The organism is Hymenobacter ruricola, assembly GCF_015694525.1.
Taxonomy (GTDB): Bacteria; Bacteroidota; Bacteroidia; order Cytophagales; family Hymenobacteraceae; genus Hymenobacter; species Hymenobacter ruricola.
Genome location: NZ_JADQDM010000001.1, coordinates 367,958 through 393,458, shown reverse-complemented (window position 1 = coordinate 393,458; position 25,501 = coordinate 367,958). Strand labels below are relative to the sequence as shown.

Annotated in this window: 23 protein-coding genes; 13 read left to right on the top strand and 10 right to left on the bottom strand. The window is 63.1% G+C overall.

The window, feature by feature from the left end:
* The first annotated feature begins 8 nt into the window (after positions 1 to 8).
* The 4 genes from I2H31_RS01725 (at position 9) to I2H31_RS01710 (ending at position 4,881) form a co-directional block, all read left to right on the top strand.
* Positions 9 to 2,567 carry an ATP-dependent Clp protease ATP-binding subunit gene (locus tag I2H31_RS01725; protein WP_196291275.1) on the top strand — a complete coding sequence of 853 codons (2,559 nt, stop codon included), beginning with the start codon at positions 9 to 11 and terminating at the stop codon, positions 2,565 to 2,567.
* Between the two features lie 82 nt (positions 2,568 to 2,649).
* On the top strand, positions 2,650 to 3,564 hold the full coding sequence (tssD, locus tag I2H31_RS01720) for a type VI secretion system tube protein TssD (RefSeq protein WP_196291274.1): 915 nt from the start codon (positions 2,650 to 2,652) through the stop codon (positions 3,562 to 3,564).
* 16 nt (positions 3,565 to 3,580) lie between these two features.
* Positions 3,581 to 4,054, top strand: a complete 474-nt coding sequence (locus I2H31_RS01715; protein WP_196291273.1) for a hypothetical protein — start codon at positions 3,581 to 3,583, stop codon at positions 4,052 to 4,054.
* A 338-nt stretch (positions 4,055 to 4,392) separates the two neighbouring features.
* Entirely contained in the window at positions 4,393 to 4,881 is a 489-nt protein-coding gene (locus I2H31_RS01710; protein WP_196291272.1) for an SMI1/KNR4 family protein, read from the top strand.
* Positions 4,882 to 4,929: 48 nt separating this feature from the next.
* Here I2H31_RS01710 and I2H31_RS01705 read toward each other — a convergent pair whose 3' ends face one another.
* On the bottom strand, positions 4,930 to 6,810 hold the full coding sequence (locus I2H31_RS01705) for a type VI secretion system baseplate subunit TssF (protein WP_196291271.1): 1,881 nt from the start codon (positions 6,808 to 6,810) through the stop codon (positions 4,930 to 4,932).
* Positions 6,811 to 6,961: 151 nt separating this feature from the next.
* Positions 6,962 to 7,387, bottom strand: a complete 426-nt coding sequence (locus I2H31_RS01700) for a GPW/gp25 family protein (protein ID WP_196291270.1) — start codon at positions 7,385 to 7,387, stop codon at positions 6,962 to 6,964.
* Between the two features lie 226 nt (positions 7,388 to 7,613).
* On the opposite strand from I2H31_RS01700, the gene tssD (I2H31_RS01695) reads away from it, so the two are divergent.
* Both tssD (I2H31_RS01695) and tssD (I2H31_RS01690) read left to right on the top strand, forming a co-directional pair.
* Positions 7,614 to 8,009, top strand: a complete 396-nt coding sequence (gene tssD / locus I2H31_RS01695; RefSeq protein WP_196291269.1) for a type VI secretion system tube protein TssD — start codon at positions 7,614 to 7,616, stop codon at positions 8,007 to 8,009.
* A gap of 18 nt (positions 8,010 to 8,027) precedes the next feature.
* Positions 8,028 to 8,432 carry a type VI secretion system tube protein TssD gene (tssD, locus tag I2H31_RS01690; protein ID WP_196291268.1) on the top strand — a complete coding sequence of 135 codons (405 nt, stop codon included), beginning with the start codon at positions 8,028 to 8,030 and terminating at the stop codon, positions 8,430 to 8,432.
* Here the strand turns inward: tssD (I2H31_RS01690) and I2H31_RS01685 are convergent.
* Genes I2H31_RS01685 through I2H31_RS01675 form a run of 3 tightly spaced genes read right to left on the bottom strand, consistent with a single transcriptional unit; the run spans position 8,429 to position 10,597 of the window.
* Entirely contained in the window at positions 8,429 to 9,238 is an 810-nt protein-coding gene (locus I2H31_RS01685) for a hypothetical protein (RefSeq protein WP_196291267.1), read from the bottom strand. The genes tssD (I2H31_RS01690) and I2H31_RS01685 overlap by 4 nt on opposite strands.
* A 16-nt stretch (positions 9,239 to 9,254) precedes the next feature.
* Positions 9,255 to 9,689 (bottom strand): hypothetical protein, encoded by a 435-nt coding sequence (locus I2H31_RS01680; protein ID WP_196291266.1) that lies wholly within the window; start codon positions 9,687 to 9,689, stop codon positions 9,255 to 9,257.
* 8 nt (positions 9,690 to 9,697) lie between these two features.
* On the bottom strand, positions 9,698 to 10,597 hold the full coding sequence (locus tag I2H31_RS01675) for a glycoside hydrolase family 19 protein (protein ID WP_196291265.1): 900 nt from the start codon (positions 10,595 to 10,597) through the stop codon (positions 9,698 to 9,700).
* Positions 10,598 to 11,068: 471 nt separating this feature from the next.
* On the opposite strand from I2H31_RS01675, the gene I2H31_RS01670 reads away from it, so the two are divergent.
* The 6 genes from I2H31_RS01670 to I2H31_RS01645 all read left to right on the top strand — a co-directional run bounded on the left by I2H31_RS01670 (position 11,069) and on the right by I2H31_RS01645 (position 17,470).
* Positions 11,069 to 12,916 (top strand): type VI secretion system Vgr family protein, encoded by a 1,848-nt coding sequence (locus I2H31_RS01670; RefSeq protein WP_196291264.1) that lies wholly within the window; start codon positions 11,069 to 11,071, stop codon positions 12,914 to 12,916.
* A 63-nt stretch (positions 12,917 to 12,979) separates the two neighbouring features.
* Complete coding sequence (locus tag I2H31_RS01665) at positions 12,980 to 14,533, top strand: phospholipase effector Tle1 domain-containing protein (RefSeq protein WP_196291263.1); 1,554 nt, start codon at positions 12,980 to 12,982, stop codon at positions 14,531 to 14,533.
* 19 nt (positions 14,534 to 14,552) lie between these two features.
* Entirely contained in the window at positions 14,553 to 15,644 is a 1,092-nt protein-coding gene (locus I2H31_RS01660; RefSeq protein WP_262895749.1) for a DUF2931 family protein, read from the top strand.
* A gap of 26 nt (positions 15,645 to 15,670) precedes the next feature.
* Positions 15,671 to 16,540, top strand: a complete 870-nt coding sequence (locus I2H31_RS01655; protein WP_196291261.1) for a hypothetical protein — start codon at positions 15,671 to 15,673, stop codon at positions 16,538 to 16,540.
* Positions 16,537 to 16,959, top strand: coding sequence for a DUF4280 domain-containing protein (locus tag I2H31_RS01650; RefSeq protein WP_196291260.1), 423 nt, complete (start codon positions 16,537 to 16,539; stop codon positions 16,957 to 16,959). Before I2H31_RS01655 ends, I2H31_RS01650 begins: the two co-directional genes overlap by 4 nt.
* Before the next feature lie 52 nt (positions 16,960 to 17,011).
* Positions 17,012 to 17,470 carry a hypothetical protein gene (locus tag I2H31_RS01645; RefSeq protein WP_196291259.1) on the top strand — a complete coding sequence of 153 codons (459 nt, stop codon included), beginning with the start codon at positions 17,012 to 17,014 and terminating at the stop codon, positions 17,468 to 17,470.
* 116 nt (positions 17,471 to 17,586) lie between these two features.
* Here the strand turns inward: I2H31_RS01645 and I2H31_RS01640 are convergent, their stop codons facing one another.
* The 3 genes from I2H31_RS01640 to I2H31_RS01630 are packed head-to-tail and all read right to left on the bottom strand — an operon-like array spanning position 17,587 to position 20,615.
* Positions 17,587 to 18,468 carry a hypothetical protein gene (locus I2H31_RS01640; protein WP_196291258.1) on the bottom strand — a complete coding sequence of 294 codons (882 nt, stop codon included), beginning with the start codon at positions 18,466 to 18,468 and terminating at the stop codon, positions 17,587 to 17,589.
* 30 nt (positions 18,469 to 18,498) lie between these two features.
* Positions 18,499 to 19,707: a hypothetical protein gene (locus tag I2H31_RS01635; RefSeq protein WP_196291257.1), complete on the bottom strand. Its 1,209-nt coding sequence runs from the start codon at positions 19,705 to 19,707 to the stop codon at positions 18,499 to 18,501.
* Between the two features lie 56 nt (positions 19,708 to 19,763).
* Positions 19,764 to 20,615, bottom strand: coding sequence for a TssN family type VI secretion system protein (locus tag I2H31_RS01630; RefSeq protein WP_196291256.1), 852 nt, complete (start codon positions 20,613 to 20,615; stop codon positions 19,764 to 19,766).
* A gap of 199 nt (positions 20,616 to 20,814) precedes the next feature.
* Here I2H31_RS01630 and I2H31_RS01625 point away from each other — a divergent pair, with 199 nt between their 5' ends.
* Entirely contained in the window at positions 20,815 to 21,804 is a 990-nt protein-coding gene (locus tag I2H31_RS01625; RefSeq protein WP_196291255.1) for a type VI secretion system baseplate subunit TssG, read from the top strand.
* A 30-nt stretch (positions 21,805 to 21,834) separates the two neighbouring features.
* On the opposite strand, the gene I2H31_RS01620 is transcribed toward I2H31_RS01625, so the two are convergent.
* Together I2H31_RS01620 and paaZ are read right to left on the bottom strand one after the other, a co-directional pair.
* A complete protein-coding gene (locus I2H31_RS01620; protein ID WP_196291254.1) occupies positions 21,835 to 22,764 on the bottom strand; it encodes a DUF389 domain-containing protein in 930 nt (309 codons plus the stop codon).
* Between the two features lie 298 nt (positions 22,765 to 23,062).
* On the bottom strand, positions 23,063 to 25,126 hold the full coding sequence (gene paaZ / locus I2H31_RS01615) for a phenylacetic acid degradation bifunctional protein PaaZ (RefSeq protein ID WP_196291253.1): 2,064 nt from the start codon (positions 25,124 to 25,126) through the stop codon (positions 23,063 to 23,065).
* Positions 25,127 to 25,501 lie beyond the last annotated feature (375 nt).

Genomic DNA, 25,501 nt, shown 5'->3' with positions numbered 1-25,501 from the left:
GCCTGCCCTTGGCTTACTCCGACAACCTCAAACGCAGCCTGCACATCGCGCAGGCCGTGGCCCACGAATACCGCCAGGCCCACTACGCGGCGCCCCACCTGCTCACGGCGCTGCTGCACAACGAAATAGGCCTGGCCTCCTGGCTGGTGGCGGTGCTCGACAAGGACATTCACTACCTGCGCGAGTGGGCCGAAGTGCGCCTCGAAGACGAGCCCAAAGCCGCCCGCCCGCCCGAAATGCCCACGCCCGACCCCGGCGTGCAGCAGGTGCTGGAAATGGCCGATTTGGTGGCCCTGCAACTGTCGCGCGACCAAACCGACCCCCTCAGCGCGCTGGCCGCGCTGTTGCGCCCCGGCCTGGCCTTCACCGCTGAGCAGCTGAAATCCTTCCCGCTCACGCAGAAGGAAATAATGGACGCCGCCCAGGCCGAAATGCCCGCGCCCGCCATCTCGGCGGCCGAAGAGCCTGGCAACGCCGCCGGCAGCGCGGCGCCTAGCGGCAAAGGCGGCGCGCTGGCCACGTACTGCACCGACAAAACCGCCCAGGCGCGCGAGGGCAAGCTCGACCCCATCGTGGGCCGCGACCGCGAAATTCGGCTGGTGGCCGAGATTCTGGGCCGGCGCACCAAGCCCAACGTGCTCCTCATCGGCGAGCCGGGCGTGGGCAAGTCGGCGTTGGTAGAAGGCTTTGCCCAGCAGATTGCGCAAGGGCTGGTGCCGGTGCATTTGCGCGAGGTCACGCTGTTTGAGCTGGATTTGGGCACGCTGGTGGCGGGCGCTTCCTACAAAGGCGAGGTGGAAGACCGCATCAAAAAGGTGCTGACCGAAATCAAGCAATTCACCCGCGCCATCCTGTTTATTGATGAAATCCATGTGCTGCTCGACCCCAAGGGCAGCGCCGGCAGCGGCATTGCACAGCTGCTCAAGCCCGAGCTGGCGCGCGGCGAGCTGACGGTTATTGGCGCGACGACCAACGACGAGTACCGCCAGTACGTCGAAAAAGATGAGGCCTTCAACCGCCGTTTCGACATCGTGCGGGTAGAAGAACCCACGCTGGTGGTGGCCGAACGCATGCTGGAGCGGGTGCTGCCCATCTACGCCACGCACCACGGCCTCACGCTGGGCGAAGGCACCGTGGCCGAGGCCGTGCGCCTGGCCAAGCGCTACCTCAAGGACCGGCAGCTGCCCGACTCCGCTATCGACTTGGTTGACCGCACCATGGCCGCCATTCGCATGTTGGATGAACAGGCCGTGGCGGGACTCACGCAGCTCCAGAACGACTTTGAAACCCTGACTGCCCGGCACGAAGAATTGGGCGAAGCCGATTACCTGCGCGAGCTGCGCTGGTTCCTTTATCAGGTGCAAAACCAGGTGAGTCAGCTCTGGCTGAACCAGTTGGAGAACGAGCAGCAGCCCGAAACCCTGGAAACCAGCGCCGAACTGGAAACCTACCTGCGCGAAATCCTTGGCGCGGTGCTGGCCCTGGCCGACCACAAAAAGGAAAGCGTAGAGAAGCAGGACATTGCCGCCATCGTGTCGGGCAAAACCGGCATTCCGCTGGGCAAGCTGCAAAGCAACGAGCGCGAAAAGCTGCTGCGCATGGACCAGATTCTGCAGAAGCGCGTGGTGGGCCAGGATTTCGCCGTGAAGGCCATGTGCGCCGCCATTCTGGAATCCCGCTCCGGCCTGACCAAGGCCGGGCAGCCCATTGGCTCCTTTTTCCTGCTCGGGCCCACGGGCACCGGCAAAACCGAGCTGGCCAAGGCGCTCGCCGATTTCCTGTTCAACGACGAATCCTTTCTCATTCGCTTCGACATGTCGGAGTTCAAGGAAGAGCACTCGGCCGCGCTGCTCTATGGTGCGCCTCCCGGCTACGTGGGCTACGAGGAGGGCGGCTTGCTGGTGAATAAAATCCGGGAGAAGCCTTACTCGGTGGTGCTGTTCGATGAGATTGAGAAGGCGCACCCGTCGGTGTTCGACATCTTTCTGCAAATCCTGGACGAAGGCCGCCTGCACGACCGGCTGGGCCGCGAAGGCGACTTCTCGAACGCCGTTATTCTGTTCACATCCAACATTGGCTCTGAGCAAATTAGCACGGCCTTCCAGGCCGGGCGAGTGCCCGCGGCTACGGAACTCATGGAAACCATGAGCCGCCACTTCCGGCCCGAATTTCTCGCCCGCCTCACCGAAATCGTGCCCTTCGCTCCTATTTCCGAGGAAAACGTGGGCCGCATTTTCGACATTCACCTGCGGCCGCTGCTGGAGCAGTTGCGGCGGCAGGGCATCACGCTGGAGCTCAGCGAGGAGGCGCGGCAGCATCTGGCGCTGTCGGGCTTCACGCCGCGCTACGGCGCCCGGCCCATCACGGGCGTGATTCGGCAGCAGCTGCGGCGGCCCATTTCGCGGCTCATCATCAGCGGCGAGGCCCGCAAGGGCACCGTGCTGGCCCTGAGCAAGCCCGAAGGCAGCGACGAAGTGGTGTGGACCACCACCCAGGAAACCGACGCCGCCGAGCCCGCTGCGGAAACCCCAGTGCCGGCCGCCGAGCCAGCCCCCAACGTGGCTTGACGTCACTTCACCCCACGCAATTGCTCAAGAAAATAAGTCTTAGCTTTACTAAAACCGGCAGTTTGCGCTACCCCCCACGTTTATGGCATCGTTCTATGCGGAATTAGAAGTAGACGGCCACACCTACCCAGTGCGCTGGTGCCGGTTTGCTTTCGAGCAGGCCATCAACGAGCGCGGCCGGGCGCGGGGCAAGGTGCGCCACGGCCAGCTGCACCTGCGACTGGACGTGCCGGAGAGTGACCAGCTGCTGGCTTGGGCCGCCGCGCCGCGCAAGCCGCTGGCGGGCCACGTCACTTTCTTTGAAACCAACCGGCTGACCGCGCGCGAAACCGTGGCCTTTGCCGCCGGCGAGTGCGTGGGCTATGAGGAAACATTCGCGTCCGGTGACGGCGGCGACGGGGCCTACGTATGCCTGCTCACCATCGCGGCCGGGAAGCTGGAACTCACGCCTGGCGGGCCGGCACGGGCGTTCGTGCCGGCGGCGGCGCGGGACTACGGCGCACCGCTAATCAGTCCTTATTCTCCAACCAGCGTCTCAGTAGAGCCTTCAGTTACTCAACCCAAGAAAAAGCTCGTTGCGGGCACCGCTGAGCATAAGCAGGACCGCTGGGAACGCTACCAAAAAAGAGCAAACAGCCAGTGGGATTATGCGCGCTGGAGCCAGCAGTACGACACCAACATGAATAACTGCAGTGTTGGACTAAGCCGGGAACGGGAGTATTGCCAGGCTTGGGCGGGAGAAAGCAAAACCCTAAAAACAGCCTTCACCCTACGTCAAATTGATATCTATCGCGCTGAAGATGATTACTGCGGCCAGCTTAAAACGGGTAAAGTGAGCCTAACTGCGCAAGCAGAAATAGACTTACAAAAAGATGCTGACCTAGTCAACAACCTTTACCAAGTGGAATACATTTTAGAAAAAGGCGCGAGCAAAAATTTTCTAACAGCCTTAAATCGCATTGGTGCTACCTACAAAATAGGCCCTCAAATTCCTTAATTCATTGAGTACTGCCATGAATCCGAGCACCCTTGATTTTGCCGAAGAAGAGGAAAAGTTTCAACTCTTTCTTTTTGAATTGGAGGACCGACAAGAAGCATTTATCGAAAATTCTACTGCTCAAGGATATCAACTTGATTACACGTCCCAGAGCCTGACTGAATTGGAGCGGTATTTAACGGCCATGCCATTCAGCTGGGACGACAAATCCGACGAAGCCGTCGGCCGGCGCTTGGATTGCTGGACTTACCTGGGCGAGGTAGTTCGCCAGAATCATGGCGGCGATTGGCAACTGAGTTGGAACGACGACAACTCAGCCAACCGGGGCCAATTTGTTATCACGGGGCACGCCCCGGTCGAAGGGGTAGAATTCACGCCCCTTCGGTTGATAAAGACGTTTATTCAGCGGGGCCAAAGTGGCGCGCTGAACCGTGCCGTGCAAGCGCAAGTAAACCCGACGCCGGTTGATTTCAGCGACTTGCGCGAGTAGCTTGCCGAGCTGCGCTACTTGTTCAAAGGCATCCGGGCTTAACGATTGCAATTTATTACTGCGGCTGGAAGGTAAATACTTCACCCGCTGTGCCGCCTTCAAACACCCACGCTCTAGGGCTTAACGCGCCGACCCATCATCAAGGTCGGGCGCTTGAACTCACGCCTGGTGGGCCGGTGCGGGCGCTGGTGCCGGCGGCGGTGCGGGACTACGCTACTGCTGTTGCGGCTGGGGCCGTGGCAGCTGCGCCAAGCGCGAGCCTTGTGCCAACTGGGCAAAAAGGCTCGTGTGACCAGCACGACAAACACTCGGGGCGCAAGCAGTACGAATAGCTGTCAATGGAACCGAACCCTTTCGTTTCGACCAAAGAACCTGCCACACTGGCCGATATTCAGGCCATTGAACAGGAATACCATTTCACGCTGCCGGAAGACTACAAAGCCCATTTGCTGGTTCACAATGGTGGGTGGCCCACCCGTAAAATTTTTCTTCAGCAAAACGAAGACGGCAGCCAGACCGCCCAAAAAATCAGTGATTTTAAGTCCGTTAAGCATGGCCCGTCGAAACTGGAGCGCAGTCTGGGGCTTTTGCACGACCAGCTGCATCCGCACTTGGTGCCTTTTGGGTCCGAAACAGGCGGCGACTTATTCACCTTGTCGGTAGGCCCCGAAGACTATGGCAGCGTCTATTACATCAGCCACGAAGCGTACAAGCCTCCGAAGAAAAAAGAGCGCCAACTGCCTCGTCAGTACGGCAAAGGGGTGTCATTATTGGCTTCTTCGTTCACAGCGTTCATGGCGGGTCTGGTAGCCGGGCAAGCGTCATAAACTCAGGTTTGTCTGGTTTTCACACTTAGATATGGCGCATTGGCTTTTTTAGCCAATGCCCGCTGGCTTTACTACCACCTCGTATGGCAGGTTCATGGCCGACTGCCCGGCCAGCACCGTTTGCAGCTCGTGGGCGGCGCGCTGCCACTCCGGCGCACTCAGGCGGCTGGGCACGTTGGGCGTGAGCTGCACCCGAATGCAGCGCACGAAGCCCGCCGCGGGCGTGGCCCCGGTCTGGAAGCCTTTTTCGATGTGGACCGCCGCCAGGTGCGGGCCCAGCTCGGCCCAGCAGGCGGCTTTGATGTCGGCCAGGGTCACGAGGCGGTTGCGGGCCAGCAGGTTGCGGCGCAGGGCGTGGGTGCGCTCGGCGGGATTGGGCCGCTCGCGGCCGCCGCTGGTGGTGGTGAGCAGGCGCACCTCGTCGATGTAGTGGCCGTCGTGAATGCGGAGGCGGCTGCCGGCGGGCAGGCGGTTGGCGCCCTCGCCGTTGCTGGACCAGTACTCTAAGTACACGCTGTCGTTCACGTTTTGGGGGCGCAGCAGCAGGTAGGGCACCGGCTGCTCGGCGGCGCGGCTGCGGTCGAGGCGCTCTTCGAGGCGGGTCAGGTTCTGGTCGAGCTCGCGCAGGATGGAGCCGATGAAATCGGTGCCGGCGGCGGTGAAGGCGCGGCTTTCGTCGCGCAGCAGTTCCAGCAACTCGCGTAGGGCCTCGCGGCCGGTGCGGGTGTCGAAGCGGCCCACGCCGTGGGTGCGCAGCGTGTAGGTATCCGTCGCGCCCTCCGACAGGTCGCTGAGCGTGGTGGAGCGGTAGGCCACGTTGCTGAGGCTGTACACGTCGCGCACGGCCAGAAAAGGCTCTTCGCTGGCCAATGGAAACAAATTGAGCGCCGGCTGCAGGCGGAACAGCACCTTGTGCAGGCGCCGGTTCAGCACCGGGAAGCAGTTCAGGGCGCACACCAGCTGGTCGAAGGCCTCGGGCGGCAGGGCGTGGGCAAAGCGCACCTCCAGCCACAGCAGCGGCTGGCTCAGGGCCTGCAGCTCGGCGCTGGGGGCGGGAAAAGCCGCCGTGAGCTCGGCCGGATATGGGCGCGGCACGTAGGTGGCCAGCACGCCGGCCGAGGCCGAAACCTGCACGAAAGACGGCGAGTACAGCGCCCGAATCTGCTGCTCGGCGCGGCGCAGGAAGTCGTATTCGCCGTCGAGCGGGCTGGTGGTGCCGGCCCCCAGCGCGGGCTCGGGCAGGCCCTGGGTTGCCGTGAGCTCGGTACTGCCCAGCAGCCACCGCTCGCCGGGCAGAAAAGCGGCGTAGCTGGCCCGGCGCGGCTCGTTCAGCCAGTCAAAGTAAAAGGTCAAGTCCACCGCATCGAGGCCTTCGGCGGGCAGCTCCAGGCCAATCCAGAGGCGGCGGTGCTCGGTGGGCGGCGGGGCGGCGGCCTGCGCCACCACGCGCTTCTGCCCCGAGGGCTCCACCAGCCACACCACGGCGTCGGTGGCCAGGCAGCGCACGGCGCCGCTCACGAGGCGGGTGGCCTGCAAAGGCGAAAAAAACATTTCCTGCCCGGCTACCTTGCGGCCCACCGTGGGCGGCTCAAACACGAACTGGGCGTCTTCGGGCAGCTTCACCACGGCTTCGCGGGCGCGGGCCTGGGCAATGGCGTGGGCCGGGTGCGGGGCGTCTACCACGTCGGGGTTCAGCAGCGTGGCCAGGCGCTCAATCAGCCGGTACTGGGTGTTGTTCAGCTCCTGCCCCACTTTTTCAAACTCGACGGCGCAGGCCTCGAGCAGCAAATTCACCAAGGGGTCGAAGCCGTCGAGGTCGGCCTCGGTGTAGCCCCACAGTTCGGCGGCCTGCCGCGTGAGGCGGCTTTTGACGCTGGCTTTGCTGAAATCGGCGGCAGCGGGCGCCGGGAAGGAAAGAGGAGGCAGCACGGGGGTAAGGAAGTTATGGCGTCTTTAAAACGAGAACGAACCTACAAGAACGTCATGCCGAGCGGAGCGAAGCATCTTGCCCGCTGTAGTAATCAATTTTACTATTGCGGGCAAGATGCTCTGCATGACGGACTATCGTCCTCATATAATCTTAATCAACTGACAGCGGCGCGACGAACAAGCTGGCCTGAAACGCAAAAGCTTCCGCCGTGCGGTACAGCGTGGCATTCACCGTCACTTCCAGCCGCTTGCGGATGCGCTGGCTCACGTTTTTCAGCTCGAAATCCATCACGGCCACGTCGACGCGGGCGCGGGTCAGGCGCGGCTCGTAGTCGCGAATGGATTCCTCGATGGAATGCTGCACGTTGTCTTTCCAGCGCATGGTGGTCATGGCTTCAAAGTCCTGCTCCCACACCTGGCAGCCGAAATCGGGCTCGTAGCGCGACTCGCCGAAGTAGGTGGTCAGCATCAGGTACAGGTGCTGGGCAATGGACTCCTGCACCGAGCAGCGCGGCAGCTGGCGACGCTCCAAAATCCCTTCCAAATCGAGCGGCAGCTGGTAGTACGAAGCACTCATGCGAGGCAAATGATAACAGAAATAAGCAGCGGGCCGCACCCCGGCTGCACCCGCGAAAGTCGGGCTTTTTTCCCGCTTTGCCTACGCCTGGCGGGGGCGTTTCGTTGCCGGCCGGCGGGGCCCGTCTGGCGGCGAGGGTGGCCGTTTATTTTTTAGCGCCGTACTTTTAGAATACGCCGGGGCCCTCCCCGACCGGTCGTTTCTCTCACCTTTCCGCCTTGCCTTTATGTCTTTTAGCGCCGCGCTCATCATCGACAATAAAAGCTACACCGTGCGCCACTTCACCTGGGGCGTGCAGCAAAACACCGACGTGGTGGGCCGGCCCGATGCCCGCGTGCAGGGCGGCCGCCTCCAGGTTGAGCTCGATTCCGAGCCCGACGAAACCCTGCACCACTGGGCCCTCGACGACACCAAGAAGATGAGCGGCGAGCTGGTGGTGTTTGCGGCCGACAACCGTTTTTCGCGCCGCAAAACCATCCGGTTCGAGGACGCCTACTGCGTGGGGCTAAGCAAGTTATTCGACGGCACGGCTTCCGACCAGGGCATGACCATGACGCTGACGCTCTCGGCCAATAAGCTCAGCAACGGCGAAGTGACGCTCGACAACAAGTGGCCTGCCTAATCCTTTTCCGCCTTCCGCATGTCCTCCTTCCGCTGCCTCCTCGCCCTGGCCGACCAGGAATTTCCCGTCGTGCTGTGCACCTACGAGTTCGAGCAAGCCACCACCGAGCGCGGCCGGGCCACGGCCAAGGTGCGCAGTGGCCTCATCACGCTGCACCTCGACGTGCCCGACGGCGACCAGCTATTGGCCTGGGCCACCGACCCGCACAAGAAGCTCAGCGGCTCGCTGCTGTTCTTTGAAACCAACCGGCCCATCGTGCGCGAAAAGCTGGCGTTTGAAGACGCTTTCTGCGTGTCCTACGACGAAGTGTTCCAGTCGGGGGCCGAGCCGCAGGGCGCCTACCGCTGCATCCTGCGCATTTCGGCGGCCAAGCTGGCCCTGAACGCGGCCGAAAAAGACAGCGCCTGGGCCCAGACGCGCTAGCGCTTCTCGCCACCGCTCAGCCGCCCGGCAGCCGAGCCCGCACTCACGAAGGGTTTCAATCGGGCCCAGGGCAGCACCAGGGCCCGGGTCTGGCAGGCACGGCCAATCTGGGCATCGCCCAGCAGCACGTAGTAGGCGCTGGCACTGATTACAAAATTGTCCCAGGCCATATTATCGGGCTCCAGCTGGCAGTCGGAACTGCTGTCCAGCGCCGGCTGGAGGGTGCTGAGCAAAAGCGTTTTGAAGGCGGCGTTTTGCTGCAACACGTCGGCAGGTGCCAGCTTGCGGCCGGTGCGTAGGTCGTAGGTCAGGCCGGTGGCCCAGTTGACGGGGCGCGGCCCGATGCCGTCCTGCGTGATGGCGAAGGCCACGCTCACCAGTCCCTGCTGCAGGAGGTAGGGCCGGAAGCTGACTTGCAGCAGCGTCGGAATTTTATCGCGGCGGTTTGCGCGGGCCGTGGTTTCAATCTCCTTCACCAGGTCCGTGCCAAAGGCCTGCGCCTCGCGGTTGAAGGCGGCAATTCCTACCGTGTCGGTGGCGGCGGTGCCGGGCCGGGGCCGCAGGCGCGGGTAGGTTACCTGCACCGTAAGATTGGTGGTTTTCTTGGGCTTGATGATGACCGGCTCGACGGAATAATCGGCGCCCGGCTCGGCCGAATTGGCCGGAAACGCCTCGGCGCCCGCCGCACCGAAACCGGCCGACCGCGGCGGCGCGGCCGGCACGTTCTGGGCGGCCGCCGGGCTGCCCAGAACGGCCAGCAGCAGGCCGAGGCAGCACGTAGAAAAGCCTGAAACGGAAAAAATCATGAGGCAGTAGCGGCGTTTAGCGGACGCGCACGAACGAAAACCCGCCGCCCTGGCCGTAGTTGGACAGCTGCAACGTGTTGCTCGTCAGCTTGGTGATGATGTAGCAGTAGCAGTCCCCGTCCTGGGGGCTGCGCACGGTGAGCAAAACCGGCGTTTTATATACGAGGGGTTTCTGGTCTGCGCAGCCGCAGGTGGTGGAAATTGTGTAGCCGGAAGCCGACACCTGCTTGCCGGCGTACTTTTCGATGTAGCGCGTGGGCGTTATCTCCACTTCCGACAGCTTATCTGTCGTCGATTTCCAACGGCCCACGAGTTCCCGGGGGAAGCTGGCGGCGGGGCCAGCGGCGGTTTTAGGGGCGGCGGGCGGGCTTTTCACTTCCTGCCCGCAGGCCGCGGCCGTCCCGCAAAAAACGTACAGGGCCAGCAGCCCCAGCAGTCTCGCTCTGGTCATGGGGCGGGTCATTTCAGGCCAAAGATTTTTTTGGCGTTGGCGGTGTAGCGGCGGCGTTCCTGCAGGCCGTTGGTGCCGCCGTTCACGGCGCGGCTCACCGAGTCCACGTTGTCACTGTCGGCGCGGGCGTTGATGTTTTTGGCTTTTTTGTAAATGAGCCAGAAGTACCCGGCGGCGTCGGAGGCCCATGGCTCTTCTTCTACCAGCTTCATGTTTTCGCCCTGGGTGAGGTCCTTGCCGATGTATTTGCCATACTTCACGTACACGTCGCGGCCGGTAATCTGGATGAGGCCGCGGCCGGCGAAGCGCACGCCGTCGCCTTTTTGGGTGTTGCCCAGGTCGGCTCGGCCTTCGTAGGATTTGCCGCTGGCGTATTCGCGGGTGGCTCGGAAATGGTCGCTTTCCACCGAAACCTGGGCCAGAAAGTGGGCCTGCCGCAGGCGGGTGTTGATTTCGTATTTCTGCATGCTTTTGTTGAGCGGTGCCACGTGCTTTTCGATGTTGGCGAGGCTGGCCTCCGGGCAAATGGCCTTAAGCTGCGCGGCCGTCACTTCCAGCGGGTTGCCCGAGTCCAGGGCCAGCGGCGTTTCCCAGTAGGCAAAATTTATTTGCCGGTTATACACCAGCGTGCGCTTGTCGGGCAGGTGGTAGTAGTCGGTGTTCAGGCTGCCCTTGTTCGACACCTGATAGAGGCTGTACTCGGCGGTGGTGTACACCGGCACGTAGGCCGGGGTTGGCAGCGGGGCCAGCAGGCTGGTGCCCGGGCCCGCGCCGAAGCCCGCGGGCTCGAGCGGCCGGTTGTTCATCCAGCCATCGTACTTGAAAAAGCCCATCAGCCCGCGCCCGGACAACTGCTCGATGACGCTTTGGGTGGCGAAGATGTTGCGAATAGTTACGTCGTACTCCATGGCAGCGAAAACAGATGTCTGAGGAATGAGGGTCCGGCCGGGTCGCCCACACGAACCGGCCGCAGCGCAGTTGCTGGTGGGCCAGTAGGCCGCGTTTTGGGCACCGGGCCGGCCGGCGCAAACGGTATCTAAGGAACTTCAACCACTAAGTAAGCGTAAAGCTTGTTGGTCAGCTGCTGCAACGGCCGCAGCTGGTTTCTTCTTTTTCGCGGCAGCGGTTCCGGCGGTTTGCAATCGGCAAGCGCCCCGCCACTGGCTTCCGGCTATACGAAACTGGCCCGGCGAGGGTGGCCGCGCGGCCCGGTTGTAGCGGAATGCGCTGCTTTCCTTGGCGCGCCTTTTTTATATGCGCACCGGCCGGCCCGGTTTGCGGCCGCCGCTTTCGTAACTTGTTGTTTGCAGGCGCCGGCCGCCGTGTCCGAACCTGATTTGTAAGCCCGAAACGCACCCCACCCGACTAACCCCTTTCGCATGGCCCGTCAAGTAAAGCTGCTCATTCAGCCCAAGGATAACCCCACGCTGCTGTCGGAATACAACTACGTCCGGATTTTTCAGGACCTGCACACCCACCATTCCTTCGAAATCAGCGTGCCGTTCGACTACCTCGAAGGCCGACAGGCGGGGTTCATGCAGAAAACGCACAGCGCGCTAGTGGGCAAGCCCATCGTGTTTTCCCTGGCGCCCGACGGCGAGGGCACGGGCGGCAAGTTTGCCTTCACCGGCTTCGTGACCGACCTGGTGGTGGCCAGCGACAACGACTACACCGGCAGCTTCCTCATCCGGGGCTACAGCCCGGGCGTGCTGCTCACCGACGGCGTGCAGAAGCGCACCTTCGTGAATCAGCCCCTGAGCGCCATCATCGACCAGGTGCTGCAGCCCTACCGCGCCAACCTGGTGCCGCGGGCCAAAAACCTGAAAAGCAAGGCCGCCCTGCCCTACGTGGTGCAGTACGACGAAAGCAATTTCGACTTCCTGAACCGCCTGATGGCCGAGTGCCACGAGTGGTTTTTCTACGACGGCACCACCCTGCAGTTTGGCCTGCCCGGCCAGCAGGACACCGTGGCCCTGGAAATGAACCGCAGCTGGAGCAGCTTCCAGCTGGAGGCCGCCATCCGGCCCGGCAAGGTGGCCCTGCACAGCTACGACCCCGTGCAGCACCAGCGCTGGGACGGCAAAAACCCGGTGACCACCAGCGGCATGAGCAGCAACCAGTTTGCGCAGTTTGCCGAGCAGACCGGCAACGACATTTTCTCGCAGCCCTCGCACGCCCGGCCGCCGCTGCCCGCCCAAAGCCGCACCGACGTGCAGGACGCCGCCACCGGCCAGGGCGCCGCGCTGGCGGCCAGCTCCCTGCTCTTTCGCGGACGCAGCGAAAACCCGGATTTGCGTCTCGGCACCCTCATCGACGCCACGGCCGAGGGCCTGGGCAGCGACAACCTGGGCACCGAAAACATCGGCAAGTACCGCATCATCAGCCTCAGCCACGACGTTGATTTTGCGGGCACCTACACCAACACCTTCACGGCGGTGCTGCACTCGCTGGCGCAGCCGCCGGCCAACCCGCAGGCCCGCTCCCAGCCCGGCCTGCCCGAGCTGGCCGAGGTCATCGACGTGGCCGACCCTGACAGCCTGGGCCGCGTGAGGGTGCGCTACTACTGGCCCACAGAAAAGCCTGCCGACGCCGAAACGCCCTGGCTGCGTGTGCTCACGCCTTATGCTGGCGACGGCAAAGGCCAGATGTTTACGCCCGAAGTGGGCTCGCAGGTGCTGATGCACTACGAGCACCACCGCCCCGAGCAGGCCCTGGTGCTCGGTAACATGTTCCACTCCCAGAATAAGCAGAACGCCATCTACACCCGGCCCCAAAACCAACTCAAGGGCATTCAGACCTCGGGCGGGAATAAGTTTGTGATGAGCGACGTGGCCGGGGAACAGTCTATTCTGATTTCCAATTCTAACAAAAAAAGCACTTCGATTCTGGTCAGCTTCAAGGGCGACGGCAGCATCGACATCAAGACCAACGGGCCCATAACCATGACCTCGGGCGATAGCATTTCTATTGCAGCCAAAAAGAATGTCTCTATAAGGGCTGGAGAAGACATCACCCTGGCAGCCGACAAGAACATTCTGGCCGAAACCAAGGACGAGAGCATCGGCATTCGGGCCAAGAAGCGACTGGTGCTGACGGCCACGGACGAAAACCTGGCTTTGGAAGCCAGCAGTAAAAAAATACTGGCCAAGGCATCCGATAACGTGGAAGTATCGGCCGGGGCCGTAGCCAAGATTATGGGTTCCGACATCAAACTGAGCAAGTCGTAAACGCTGGCAAGGGCCGCGATGCTCTTGCTTCTTCTCCTAAATTGACCACGCACTTTCCAACCTATGGCCAACGCATTGGACCAAGCGCAAGCCACGCCGGCTCAGGACCCCATGGGGAAGAGCAAGGTGGGCGAGCCCGACCAGCCAAACAAAGTAGGGGTAAAAATTAAAGCCGCTATCTTCTTCGATGGGACCGGAAACAACGAAAACAACACGAAAAAACGAATAAAAGACCCGTATTACATGACGATGGGGTTCGACCCCTTGGGCCGTCGCAGCAGCTACAAAAACGCCTACTCCAACGTGGCCCTGCTGCATTTCATGCACCAAAAGAAGGTAAGCAATGAGAAAATCATATCGGTGTACATGGAAGGCATCGGCACCACCAACGACGGCGACGACGACATAAGCGGGGGCGGTTTCGGGTCAGGGCCGACCGGTATTCCGGCACGCGTAACGGAAGGCATTAAACGCTTGGAATCCAGCGTAAAATCGCTGCTGCTTGCTACTGAGGACGGTTACTTAGAAGAGTTGACTATTTACGCATTTGGCTTCAGTCGGGGAGCAGCGGCGGCTCGGCACTTCTGCGCCCGACGCACCAATTCGCGGGGCCGTGAGAACAATTTGTGCGGAGCGCTGGGAGCCGACGCGGCAGTGGTCAAGCTGAAATTCGTGGGTCTTTTCGATACCGTCTCGTCGTTCGACGAAAATGACAAGGAAGACACGAGCCTAAGCAGCCTGCTCGGCAAAGCCGTGCGCCACAAGCTGTTCGATGACTACTCGTTTCGTAACGACGTACCCGAGCTACACCTGTGGCTGGACGACCCCACGCTGGAAAAAGTGGTGCAACTGCGGGCTGCCGACGAATACCGGGTCAACTTTTCCATCACCAACATTGTGAGCGCCACCAGCCAGCACAAGGGCTTGGAACTGCTGCTGCCGGGGGCACACTCCGACATCGGCGGCGGCTACCAGCCCGGTGCCACCGAAAAGCTGGAGTATAAGAATCCCGCGCAGTACAAGCTGGCCGCGCACTTCCAGCGCCAAGGCTGGTACCTGCCCGCCCAACTGGTGACCACCTGGAAAGACCAAGGCAAGGGCGTGCCCCGGCAAAAAATCGTTACGGGCACGCGCACGCTCGGCAACTCCTTTCAGCACGTGTCGCTGGCCGTCATGCTCAAGCTCATCGTGGCGGCCGAGTGCGAAATTAAGTTTGATTCGCCGACCGCGCCCGACGAGCGCACCGCTAAATATACCGTACCGCCCGGCCGGTTGGCCACCGTGCGCGACCAGCTGGCAGGCTTTGCCGTGGAGCAGTTTGGGGCGCGGCCCGCGGCCGCCGTCACCGCGCCCGTGGCCGACGCCGACTACCGCTGGCTGCGGCAGCACTACCTGCACCTGTCGTGGAGCAACAGCACCGGCATGGAGATGCGCGTCGATACCAGCGCTTACGATGCCCTGCTCGAAGCCCGTTCGAAGCGGCAACTAGCCGCCATGGAGGCGGCGCGCCAGCAGGCCCCGGCCGATAGCAGTGGGGCCTTGCCCCCCATGCCGCCCATGGAAGAGCTGCCCCCCAACGACAGCTACCTGCCAACCCGCCTGCCCATCGAGGGCTGATATACTTTCGCTCACTGCCATGTCTCAACTAGCTGGCTATCTGCTTGCCCTATCGTTGGCTGTGGCTGCATGGGTGGCTTGCTCTCCCACCCCACTCATACTCAAATCACCTGGTTCCGTGCTGCCCGCCACAACCCCGCCGCCCCCCGAAAGCTTCCGCCTCTCTGCCGCACCGGCGGCGGCGGAAGGATACCCAATGGAAGTAATAGACGGCTACTTCCTGCCTGCTGCCGGCAATGGTAGCACCGGCATTCCCATCGCCCCCGAGTTTTTGGAAGGGGACTGGGGGCACTCGGCCATCAGTTGGGGGGTGGGCAATCCCATACAGCCCGTGCCGGAAAGGTTTTGGGTGCGCTGGTACTCTTACCCGGAAGACAAGTTCTACGAAGGACACTGGCTCTTGCCCGGCCAGCACTTAACCGAATTGCTACGCCAAGGCTACTGGAACACCAAAGACAAGCAGCACGAAACGTACGATGGATTGACGCTATGCTTGCTGCCCAAGGGCGTGGTAGTGGTATGGCTAACCGGTGCCAACCAAGTGCTGCTGGGTCGCTACGAGGGCAGCGAAATTAACTACGACTTCAAACGCTTTAACGAGGCGGCCAACCGCCCGCGCATGGTGGTACAGGAACAGGCCAAGCTGCCGCCAGCCGTGCAGCACGAAATCAAGACCCATACGCTCAGTACCCGCCGTTGGGACGCCTACCTTAAGACATACTCGTGGCAACTGGCGTTCAATCGGTCTTTGCAGCTCGAAACATTTAGCCTCACCTGCTTAAATGCCGAGCGCACCCACTACCCTCCTACCGCCGACCTACCCACCTACGTGCAGAACCTATTGCGGCCCCAAACGCGCGCGGTTCCCGCTCACCTGCTGCTGCTGGTGGATGCGGGCTATGGGCGCCGGCGCAAAATTCGGGTTGATGCCTTTGAGGAGGCCGAGACCCTGGCCGCCTTCCGCCAGCTGCACGCCGCCCGGCCCGATGCCCCGCTCACGCTTTTCGTCGAAACGGACGAGCGCGTGAGCCAGGCCCGTTTTTTTGTCAAGAATGACCAGCAGCAGGTACCGCTGCCCCACGCCAAAGTAGTGGTTTATGACGCCGACTAGGCAGCCTGCGTATCTCTCACCGCCCGATGACTATTGCACCGCCCCTTCCCGTCACGCTCACGCTGCGCCCGGCCGTGGCCCACTACACAGCCACTAGTCGCTGGGAAGCCTACGCTGCCGGTGACTTCCAGGCCACCACCATCACCAAAGCCTTGCGCCTGCAGGTGCATTCGCTGGCCGAGGGCCTGAGCGTCATCCTCGAAACCGGGCCCCCGTCGCTTCGCACCTCAACCGACCCGGAGCCGCTGGCCGAGCTGGCTCAGCGGCTGGCAGCCCTCTACGCCCGCCTGGAGCTGTTGCTGACCCCCGCTGGCGAAGTAGCCGCGCTGCTCAACTACGACGCGTTGCGGCAAGCCGGTGAGCAGGTGCTGGCCGGGTTGCGGGCCACCACCGCCCCCGATGACCGCGTGACCACGACGCTGCTGGACTTTACCGAACGGCAATTGGCTTCGCCCGCCGCGTTGCTTCACTCGCTCCAGTTCGACTACCTCTACCAAACCCTGTTTCCGGGCTTGTGCCGCCAGCCGTTGGGCTCACCTCGGCCCCCCCGACGGTTCGCCGGCTTCTTCGATAAAACGCCCCTGTGGTTTGCCGAGCAGGTGACGATGGAGCCGGCGGTGGGCACCGAGCCGGTGGGCGTGCGCGTGCACGGCCCCCTCGACCCGCAGCGCACGGATTTGGCCGCCGTACAAAACCATTTAGCCAACGCCCTTCAACTAGCTGCCGCTGGCCAGGCAGGCCAGGTGGGGCCCCTGCCAACGCCGCACTTTTGTTATGAGGCCACCTACGGCATGGAAGTGGGTACTGGCTTGCCCGAACACGCCGAATTAACCGTATACGCTCGGGCCGGGCAATTGCTCAACAAAGAATATCACCTTACCCTTGCGCGCATATGAGCCAGGTTGGACAAGAACTAGTGTGCAATGGTGCCATCTGCCGTTGCGATAAGGGCACACTGCCCAGCCAGTTGCAGGTGGTCAGTCCGCACAACAGCTACTTGCAGGGCAAGCTCGTAGCCACTACCCTCGACAAAACGTTCCTGCCCTTTGGAACCTGCGCCCTCAAAAACAACACTCCCTGTACCCCTGCACTGCTGTTGTGGGAGGACGTTTTTGACTTGGTAGAAGTCAACCAGCCTGGCCGCCACCCCTTACTAGAGAAAAGCACCATTCGTTGCGCCATCGGTGGCCAGGTGAGCATCCTCAACACCTTGCAAATAGCTATTCCGGCGCTGCCTGCCCCGCCACGGGTAGAGGGCGTGCGCACGGCTTTTCTCAGCTTGTGTCCACTCTTGCTCAATGAGGAAGAAGAATAGGTTGTTGCCGGGAAATAAGGAAGACAGTTGAGGCCAGTTCTTCAGGCCCGAGGTGGGCTCGCAGGTACTGGTGAACTACGGGCACGGCTTGGCCGAGTTAGCCGTGACGTCAGGCAATCGCCCCCACAACAGGCAGAAATACGTTGCTCGCTACCTGAACGCCGAGAGCACCTCCTCGCCCCAGACCCGCGATGTGGCGCCGTACCTAAGGGCCCTGCTCACGCCCCAGGCCCGTCCCGTGTCCTGCAGCCTGTGGCTCTACGTCACGGATGAGGCCGGGCCTAAATTCGTGCTCAAGGCCGACCCGGTGGACGAGCCGGAGGCCCAGGCGGCTTTTGAGCAGCTCCAGCAGGCCCACCCGGCCGGCCCCATCACGCTACGCGTGGAGACCGACAAGCATGTGAAAGCCGCCACGCTGGTGCTGAAAAGTGGCGGTCAGCGCATTCCCTTAGCCAAGAGCCCGGTTCGCATCACAGCTCTGTGGGCAAGTTCGATGGCGTTATTGGAGTAAGCAAGGGCTTCCAAAAAGGACGCCTCACGCCACGTAACAAGCGCTGGCAGATTCCGCTACGGAGAACCCAGGCGCGGCTCTTCGACGACGATTAGTGGGTTTGAAGGCTCAAAATCCTACAGCAGCCCAAAGAAGCGCGGCGGCCGGCCCAGCTCTACGTTGATGGGCTCCAGCGTTTTCTCGATGGCGGCCTTCAGGTCGTCGGTGGCGGGGTCTTGCAGGATGTTGATAAAGGCCGTGCGGGACTGGTCCAGCAACTGCTTGCGCTCCTTGCTGCGGGCCTTGTGGTCGAGGGCGCGCTGGCGCAGGCAGTCGGCTTCGGCAAAGGCAATCTGGTCGGTGAGCAGCGCAATCTGCAGGCGGGCGTTGCTGCTGGGCGCAACCGCGGCCTGGCTTCCGCCCCCTCCGCCCCCGCCCCCACCGCCCGAAGGCATGGGCATGGGCCGGCTCAGGCTGGCTTGCAGCATGATAATCTGCTGCTTGGCCTGCGAGAGCTCGGCGGCCATGCGCTCGGCGCTGCGGGTGTCTTCGCCATTTTTGGTCAGCTGCTGGCGCAGCACGTCGATGGTACTGCGGTTGGAGCGAAACAGGTCGAAATCGCGCAGCACGTTGCGGGCGATGAGCCGATGGGCCCGAATCTGCATCTGGGCCGAGTCGTTGCGCAGCTGGCTCAGGTTCACCGCAATGGAATTCAGGTAGTCCTGGTTGGCCGTCGACAGCTTGCCAAGCACCAGGTCATTGGTTTCGACGCGCATGCGCTGGTCCACGGCATCAATGCGCTGCAGGTGCTGGGTGAGGGTGTCGAACTGCGTAATCAGCCGGGCCTGCTCCTCGTGGGTGCGGTCGAGCTCTTTTTTCAGGCGGGCGTTTTCGTCGGCAATGCTGCGGTTCGAAAACAGGTAATACGACGCCCCCACCGGAATGAGCAGCGACAATAAGTATAGCAACGTGAACTGCCACAGGCGGGTGCGGCGTTCGGGTTGGTTGAGGGGTTTCATGCGGAGGGGAAGAGGACGGCGGGCAGCGGCTTAGGTGGTGAAAGGGCTCCAACGGGCAGGGCCATTGGCCGGGGATTCGGGCGAGGGCGTTGAGAGTGGTTTGGACGCCACCGGGTTTTCGTTGATGAAGGACTGCCACCCTTCTTTGTTTTTGCCAATGTACTCCAGCTGGCTGAGCTGCCGAAAGATGGCCCCAATCAGCTGCCACAGCTGCTGTTGCTGGCGCAGGTGCTCGTGCACCTGCTGGTGGTCGTAGGTGAGCGTGACGGCCCCCTGCAAGGCCCCCAGCAGCGTGGCCGGCAGCGTTTCGGACCATTGCTCAAAATACTTGAGCAGCTCTTCGCGCTCGGCCTCCGTGAGGGCGTCGAGTGAGGTTTTCACCTGCTTGGCCACCCGCAGCAAGGCATCGAGCAGGTAGATGGGCGGCTGCGCGGCGGCCATCAGCTGCAGGGTGGTGAGCTGCTGGGCCAGGGCAAAGGCGGTGCGCTCGGCCAGCTCGCGCACCATGTCGGCCAGCGGGCTGCGCTTGTCGGTGCGCAGCTTCACTTTATGAATGATTTTGAAGGCATCGGTTTCGATTTCCGTGAGCTGGAAATCGAGCTGGTGCAGGGCCTGCAGCAAGCCCGGGTGGCTGGCCACCGCCGTGCTCGGCGGAATGAACTGCGTCACGGGCCGCAGCTCGCCGTCGGCGTACAGCAGCTCGCCCACCACCAGCGTGAAGGCGGCGCTGGCCGCGCCCGCCAGTTGCTGCGTGGGCACGAAGCTGAGCTCGTAGGCCGGGCGGGTGTAGGGGTGGCGGGGCGGCACTTCCTCGGGCACGGGCGTGCCGGTGGGCACCCGCTCAAACGGGTTGGCCGTGAGCACCACGCTGAAGCGCAGGCCCTCGGTGGCCGTGAGGCCGAACGCGGCCAACAGCTGCGCCAGGCTGGTGCGGGCCGTGAGCGGCGCACTGCTGGCCGTGATTTCGATGCGGACGCCGCCCGCCGTGATGGCCCGGCACTGCGTGAGGCGGGCTTGCACCTCGCTCTGGGCATCCACGCTCAGCAGCAGCTCAAAAGCGGCGGGGCTGCCCAGCTCGTTGGCGGCAGGCAGCAGGCCGTAGTTGTCGGGGCGCAGCTGCAGGGCCACGGCGTCGCGCAGGTGGTCGGTGGTGAACCGCTCGGTTTCGGCGAAGTGGCGGCGGGAGATTTTCATCCCGTCGACCCAATTCACCGGATAGTAAGTAATTTCAGGAATCATAGCCGGGAAAGAGAAGCGAAAGTAACCGAAAAAAGCCGGCGTGCTTGCCCGCAGGCTTATTCGGCGGCGGACAGAGCGGGCACGCGCTGGGCCACGATGATGCTGCCCTGGCGCAGGAAATTGTCTTGGAACGTGTAGTCCGGGTCATAATAATGACGGCCGCGCCACCACGGGCGCTTGGCGTAGAACAGCCAGCCGTAGGCCTGCCCCTGGTTGTCAACGTACTGCAGGGCCTGGTCGGGCTTGAGCTTGTTATAATCGGTGAGGAAGATGGCGAACAAATCGCTCAGCCGCATCTGGTGGGGCGCTTTCGAGGAGAAGTCGTGGTAGAGCGCCTCGCCGTAACGTCGCGTCATCCAGAAATGAACAACCATGAAGTTGTTCAGGTCCATGCGCGAAAGGTCGGGGCTGGCGGCCAGCGGGTTGTAGTGCCACAGCTTGTACTGCTTGTACGGAATGGCCCGCCAGGCCCGGTACGACTGCCAGAAGAAATACGGCAGCAAAAACGGAATAACGGCCGTGACAAAGCCGGCGGGCGGCAGGTAGTTTTTGGCCCAGGGCACCCAGCGCAGCGCCAGGATGGCGCCGGCCCCCAGCAGGGCCGTCACCAGCAAAATAAGGGCGGTTTGCCAGCGGCTGTCGCGGTCGTACCAGCCCAGCCAGCGCGGCAGCATGGCGGCGTAGAGCCAGCCGAGCAACAGCACGGCCAGCTGCAGCAGTGCCAGCGTGGGCGGAAACGTGAGCGGGCTGCGCACCGCCGCCAGCCCCAGCAAGCCGAACACGAGCACCGTGCCCAGCACATACAAAAAACTACTGATGAATACCTTACTGTTCTGCACCCGCGAACTGGCGTTGGACAAGGTGCTGGAAGCGGCGGAACTGGCCTGAGAAGCAGGGTTTGGAAGCATTAGGGAAACGGATAATCGATTGGGCAAAGGCGGCCGGGCCTCCCCTGCCCCGGTTATGGGCAGCCGAACAATGTACGCAAAATATCAACTCAGGGCCATTCCCTTGGCCGGCCGCCGGCCCAACCCCGCCCCGGCGGGCGGCGTAAGGCAGCGAAGAAGTGGTTACTTTGGGCGCCTTCGCCCGCTTACGTATTCGCCCGTGTCCGATACCATCTCCGTTCATCGCCTGCTGGCCCAGTTGCGCCGCCAGCCCTTCGACTTGCGCCTGGAAGTAATTCTGGCCGAATTGCTGGCTTTCGGCTACGACTTCGATGACTTTCTGGTGCGGCCGGTGGGCCTGTTTGCCCGGCGCTACCGCCGCGACCTGGGCGCCGTGAGCGACGAGCCCTTCGAGCGCGGCAGTCGCCCCGTGGTGCGCACCGTGCTGGAGGTGCACCGCGAAGGCCTCTACGACGCCCTGCCGCAGCAGGTGTTTCACCAGCCCGGTAGCGCCACCACCGACGCCCCGCCCGGCGTGCGCACCATGATTCAGGACATCCACCTGCAGCGCCGCAAGGAGAAGGCCACCCGGCTGTTTTTCCTGCCGTTCGAGCAGGAGTTTTTCCGGTTTCGGGTGCGCGTCGAGCAGGAGGAACGGCGCTATTTCACCAACCTCTCGGCCCGCTGGTACAACGAGGCGCTGGCCCGTTTCTGGGGCATTGCCGACTGCGGCCTGCCCCCCGAGCCGCTCACCAATCTGCTGTATCTGTTGCCATTGGCCCACGGCATCGTCGGCGACCTGGCCCGCACGCAGTTGTGCTTCGAGAGCGTGCTGGGCCTGCCCGTGCAGTTGCGCACCATTGCCCCCCAGCGCCATGCCCTGCCCGCGCCCGCGGCCACTGCGGCCCAACCCACGTCCGGCGGCGCCCTCGGCCACCTGGCCCTGGGCCGCGACCTGGTGCTGGGCGGCGACTACCAGGAAACCCTGCCCGCCCTCGAAATCAGCCTGCACGGCCTTTCCGTGGCCAGCTTGGAAGCCTACCTGGCCGGCGAGTGGCCCGCCAAGGCCCTGGAGCTGCTCTGTGAATACTTCGTGGCCTTTGAAACCGACGTGGTGGTGCGCTATGAGATGGCCACCGCCGAGCCGGCTTTCTACCTAGGCGAAGGCGAAGACGCGCCGGTGCTGGGCTTCACTACGGCCGGCATCTGACCTGCTCGAAGGCACTCAGCAGCAAACCAGCTACACCAGTGGGGGCCGGCGGTGCACGAAGCGCTGCTTGAGCCACAGGAACGGCACACCCAGCCCGACAATGAAGCCCCAGTCGGCCCCAAACCGCTCCAGGCCTTCCAGCGCCAAATCGGCGCGGCCCACCACCAGGCCCGCGCCGATGAGCGCGGCGGCCGGCACAAAGGCCATGGCGATGAGCGGCCCGGCCTGAAAGCTGCGCCGAAACGCGGCCAGGGTGACCACCCCGGCCAGGGCCCCCGCCGCGGCCAGCAGCAGTTCCGGCAGCTTCGGGTGGGCCAGGTGCTGCACCTCGCCGTTGGCGGCGAGGGCAGCGGCGCTGGTTTCGCCGGCCGCCACCAGCGCCCACATGGTGAGGGCCGCCGCGGCCACCAGCACGGCGTAGCCGGCCCCGGCCGATTCCAGGCCCCGCCGCACCAACGACCAACGCCGGAGCACCAGGCCCAGCGGCACTTTGGTCATGGGGTCGAAGCCGGGCGCGATGACGGCCGAAGCCACAAACGCCACGGCCTGCGGCACGGGCTCCGCCACCAAGCCGATGGCGGCGATGATGCCACCCAGGCCCATGAGCAGCAAGTAGTTGGTGGTGATGCGACCCTGGTGGCGCAGGCCGCTTTCCATTTCTTCCCAAATGGCCTCGTCGCGGTCGTCGTCCACGGCCTCGTGGGCGGCCGGGGCAATGAAGCTGGCCACTTCGCTGGTCACCACGCTCAGGTCCTGCGGGTTGGCCACGGCGGCCCGGGCCCGGCGCAGCACCTCGTCGGCCCCGCGGTTGAGCACGTGCACCGTGAGCACGTCGCCGACGGGCTTGCGCGAGGCCCCGCGCAGCACGGCCAGGCCAATCACGGCATCTAAATCAGTGAGCTGCGCGGCCAGCGCGTCGGTGACGGTCGGCGGCACGGTCAGTTCCAGGGTTCGGTGCATGCAATCGGGTTGGGTGGAGGCAGGCGCGCTGGGCGCCGCAAGGGCTTACGCAGCAGGTGCACCGGCGTTCGTGAAAGCTGCTCAGGGCCTCAGTGCCCAAGTGGCACCAGTAGCTCCGTGAGCCGAGCCCCAGCTGTTATCCTAATAGTATCCAGATTCCCAACGGCAATCAGGACTAACCGGGTCAGTTGGTGTTACTCTTAATTCACAGATAGCCTTAAACGAAACAGCCACCATGCTTTGCAACATGGTGGCTGTTTCGTTTAAGAGTTAATCCGACTTACAAAACCAGTCCGTATTACTCCTGATTTTTCTTCTTCACCATTGTCAGAATCGTGGCCACGGCCACCGTCTCTGCGGTTTCATCGGTCACGGTCACTAGCCAGCGCACGATGCCCTTGGCCACGTCGGTTTCGTCGCGCTTCTCCTGTCCTACTTTCTCCTTCACCGTCAACGTCACGCCGATGGTCATGCCGGGGTACACGGGCTTGGTGAAGCGGCACTCGTCGAGGCCGTAGTTGAGCAGCACGGGTCCTTTGCGCGGGTCCACGAACATACCGGCGGCCTTGCTCAGGATGTAGTAGCCGTGGGCCACGCGGCCGGTGAAGAGCGTGCCTTCCAGCGAGGTGGCGTCGACGTGGGCGTAGAAATTATCGCCCGACACCTGGGCGAAGGCCGTGATGTCGGCCTCCGTCACGGTGTGGCGGTGCGTGGTGTAGGTCTGGCCGATTTCCAGCTCCTCGAAGTAGTGCTGGAAGGGGTGCTTGTCGCGTTCAATCTGCCGGGCGCCGGTCTGGTACACCTCCGTGATGGCCGTAATCATGCTGGGCGAGCCTTGCAGGGCCACGCGCTGCATAAAATGCTCCACCCCACGAATGCCGCCCATCTCCTGCCCGCCGCCGGCCCGGCCGGGGCCGCCGTGGATGAGTTGCGGCAGCGGCGAGCCGTGCCCGGTGCTTTCCTTGGCCATTTCGCCGTTCAGCACCAGGATGCGGCCGTGGTGGGTGGCGGTCCCCATCACCAAGTCCTGGGCCGTGCGCGGGTCGTTGGTGGCCAGCGAGCACACCAGCGAGCCTTTGCCCAGGTTGGCCAGCGTCACGGCTTCTTCGGTTTCACGGTAGGGCATCAGCGTCACCACCGGGCCGAAGGCTTCGATTTCGTGGCTGTCGAGGTGCTTGAACGGGTCGTCGTTGCGCAGCACGATGGGCGAGGTAAAGGCGCCCTTGGCGTAATCGGCGCCGCGCTCCTTGCCCAGCAACTCCACTTCTTCCAGGTTGCCGTACACGATGGGCGTATTTTTGGCCAGGTGGCGCACCCGCTCGCGGAAAATCTCGGCCTGGGCCCGGCCGGCCAGCGCGCCCATGCGCACGCCCTCGGCCTGCGGGTGGCCCACGGTGGTTTGAGCCAGGGCCTTACCTAAGGCAATCTGCACGTCTTCGAGGTAGGCTTCGGGCACAATGGCGCGGCGGATGGCGGTGCATTTCTGCCCGCACTTGGCCGTCATCTCCTTGCGGATTTCCTTGATGAATAAGTCGAATTCCGGGGTGCCGGGCCGGGCATCCACGCCCAGCACAGCAGCGTTGAGCGAGTCGGCTTCCATGGTGAACGGCACGGCTTCCTCGATGATGCGCGGGTGGGCGCGCAGCTTGCGGCCGGTGCTGGCCGAGCCAGTGAACGTGACCACGTCCTGGTAGGTGACGTGGTCGAGCAGGCCCTGGCCCGAGCCCACCACCAGTTGCAGGGCACCTTCGGGCAGGATGCCGGAGGCGATGATTTCGCGCACCACGGCCTCGGTGAGGTAGGCCGAGGGCACGGCGGGCTTCACCACGGCGGGCATGCCGGCCAGCAGGTTCACCGCAATTTTCTCCAGCATGCCCCAGATGGGAAAGTTGTAGGCGTTGATGTGCACGGCCACGCCCTCGCGCGGCACCAGCAGGTGCTGGGCCATGAAAGTGCCGCCCTTGCTCAGGCCCACCGGCTCGCCTTCCACATAAAACGGCTTGTCGGGAAACTTGCGGCGCAAGGAGGCGTTGGCAAACAGGTTGCCGATGCCGCCCTCGATGTCAATCCAGGAATCGGCCCGCGTGGCGCCGGAGCGGTAGCTGAGCTCGTAGAAAATTTCTTTTTTTTCCTGCAAGTGGAAGGCCAGCGCCTTGAGCATGCGGCCCCGCTCGTGAAAGGTCATGCGGCGCAGCTGGGGGTTGCCCACGCGGCGGCCGTAGTCGAGGATGGCGGCAAAGTCGAAGCCTTCGGTGTTGGCCAGGGCAATGACTTCGCCGGTGCTGGCGTCGAGCAGCTCCTGGGGCGTATTGCCGCCGGCGGCCCAGCGGCCGAGGGTGTAGTTTTCGAGGGTATGGGGCATGGTGGGTGGGGGTTTTTTAGAAAGTTAGGCCGTCTGTCATCCTGAGCGCAGCGAAGGACCTTTTCACGATTGAATAAGTTGTTCAATCGTGAAAAGGTCCTTCGCTGCGCTCAGGATGACAGACGGCGCGAGCCAGATGCTTTGCTCTACATGACGACCTATACCAATCGGGGCCGAATTTAGGCTGCCGGCGCCACTTAGGCCACGTCCCGGCCGCTACTCAATAAGCCAAATTGTCCGGAAAACTGTTCCGCTTCAAACAACCCGGCGCCGGCAAACTTAGTAGGCGAAGGGGCGGCGCCTAGCTTTAGCCGGAGCCAGCCCCCGCTCTTGCGGCTGCCCGCCTTACCTTTTGCCTTCGTAACCACTTAATTC

What these genes read in the sequence shown, in the direction of transcription:
- paaZ (WP_196291253.1), bottom strand. Translation starts at nt 25,126, where the DNA reads ATGCCCCATACCCTCGAAAACTACACCCTCGGCCGCTGGGCCGCCGGC.
- I2H31_RS01715 (WP_196291273.1), top strand. Translation starts at nt 3,581, where the DNA reads ATGAATCCGAGCACCCTTGATTTTGCCGAAGAAGAGGAAAAGTTTCAA.
- I2H31_RS01630 (WP_196291256.1), bottom strand. Translation starts at nt 20,615, where the DNA reads ATGCTTCCAAACCCTGCTTCTCAGGCCAGTTCCGCCGCTTCCAGCACC.
- I2H31_RS01665 (WP_196291263.1), top strand. Translation starts at nt 12,980, where the DNA reads ATGGCCAACGCATTGGACCAAGCGCAAGCCACGCCGGCTCAGGACCCC.
- I2H31_RS01620 (WP_196291254.1), bottom strand. Translation starts at nt 22,764, where the DNA reads ATGCACCGAACCCTGGAACTGACCGTGCCGCCGACCGTCACCGACGCG.
- I2H31_RS01700 (WP_196291270.1), bottom strand. Translation starts at nt 7,387, where the DNA reads ATGAGTGCTTCGTACTACCAGCTGCCGCTCGATTTGGAAGGGATTTTG.
- I2H31_RS01660 (WP_262895749.1), top strand. Translation starts at nt 14,553, where the DNA reads ATGTCTCAACTAGCTGGCTATCTGCTTGCCCTATCGTTGGCTGTGGCT.
- I2H31_RS01650 (WP_196291260.1), top strand. Translation starts at nt 16,537, where the DNA reads ATGAGCCAGGTTGGACAAGAACTAGTGTGCAATGGTGCCATCTGCCGT.
- I2H31_RS01710 (WP_196291272.1), top strand. Translation starts at nt 4,393, where the DNA reads ATGGAACCGAACCCTTTCGTTTCGACCAAAGAACCTGCCACACTGGCC.
- I2H31_RS01670 (WP_196291264.1), top strand. Translation starts at nt 11,069, where the DNA reads ATGGCCCGTCAAGTAAAGCTGCTCATTCAGCCCAAGGATAACCCCACG.
- I2H31_RS01655 (WP_196291261.1), top strand. Translation starts at nt 15,671, where the DNA reads ATGACTATTGCACCGCCCCTTCCCGTCACGCTCACGCTGCGCCCGGCC.
- I2H31_RS01685 (WP_196291267.1), bottom strand. Translation starts at nt 9,238, where the DNA reads ATGATTTTTTCCGTTTCAGGCTTTTCTACGTGCTGCCTCGGCCTGCTG.
- I2H31_RS01680 (WP_196291266.1), bottom strand. Translation starts at nt 9,689, where the DNA reads ATGACCAGAGCGAGACTGCTGGGGCTGCTGGCCCTGTACGTTTTTTGC.
- I2H31_RS01640 (WP_196291258.1), bottom strand. Translation starts at nt 18,468, where the DNA reads ATGAAACCCCTCAACCAACCCGAACGCCGCACCCGCCTGTGGCAGTTC.
- I2H31_RS01675 (WP_196291265.1), bottom strand. Translation starts at nt 10,597, where the DNA reads ATGGAGTACGACGTAACTATTCGCAACATCTTCGCCACCCAAAGCGTC.
- tssD (WP_196291268.1), top strand. Translation starts at nt 8,028, where the DNA reads ATGTCCTCCTTCCGCTGCCTCCTCGCCCTGGCCGACCAGGAATTTCCC.
- I2H31_RS01635 (WP_196291257.1), bottom strand. Translation starts at nt 19,707, where the DNA reads ATGATTCCTGAAATTACTTACTATCCGGTGAATTGGGTCGACGGGATG.
- tssD (WP_196291269.1), top strand. Translation starts at nt 7,614, where the DNA reads ATGTCTTTTAGCGCCGCGCTCATCATCGACAATAAAAGCTACACCGTG.
- tssD (WP_196291274.1), top strand. Translation starts at nt 2,650, where the DNA reads ATGGCATCGTTCTATGCGGAATTAGAAGTAGACGGCCACACCTACCCA.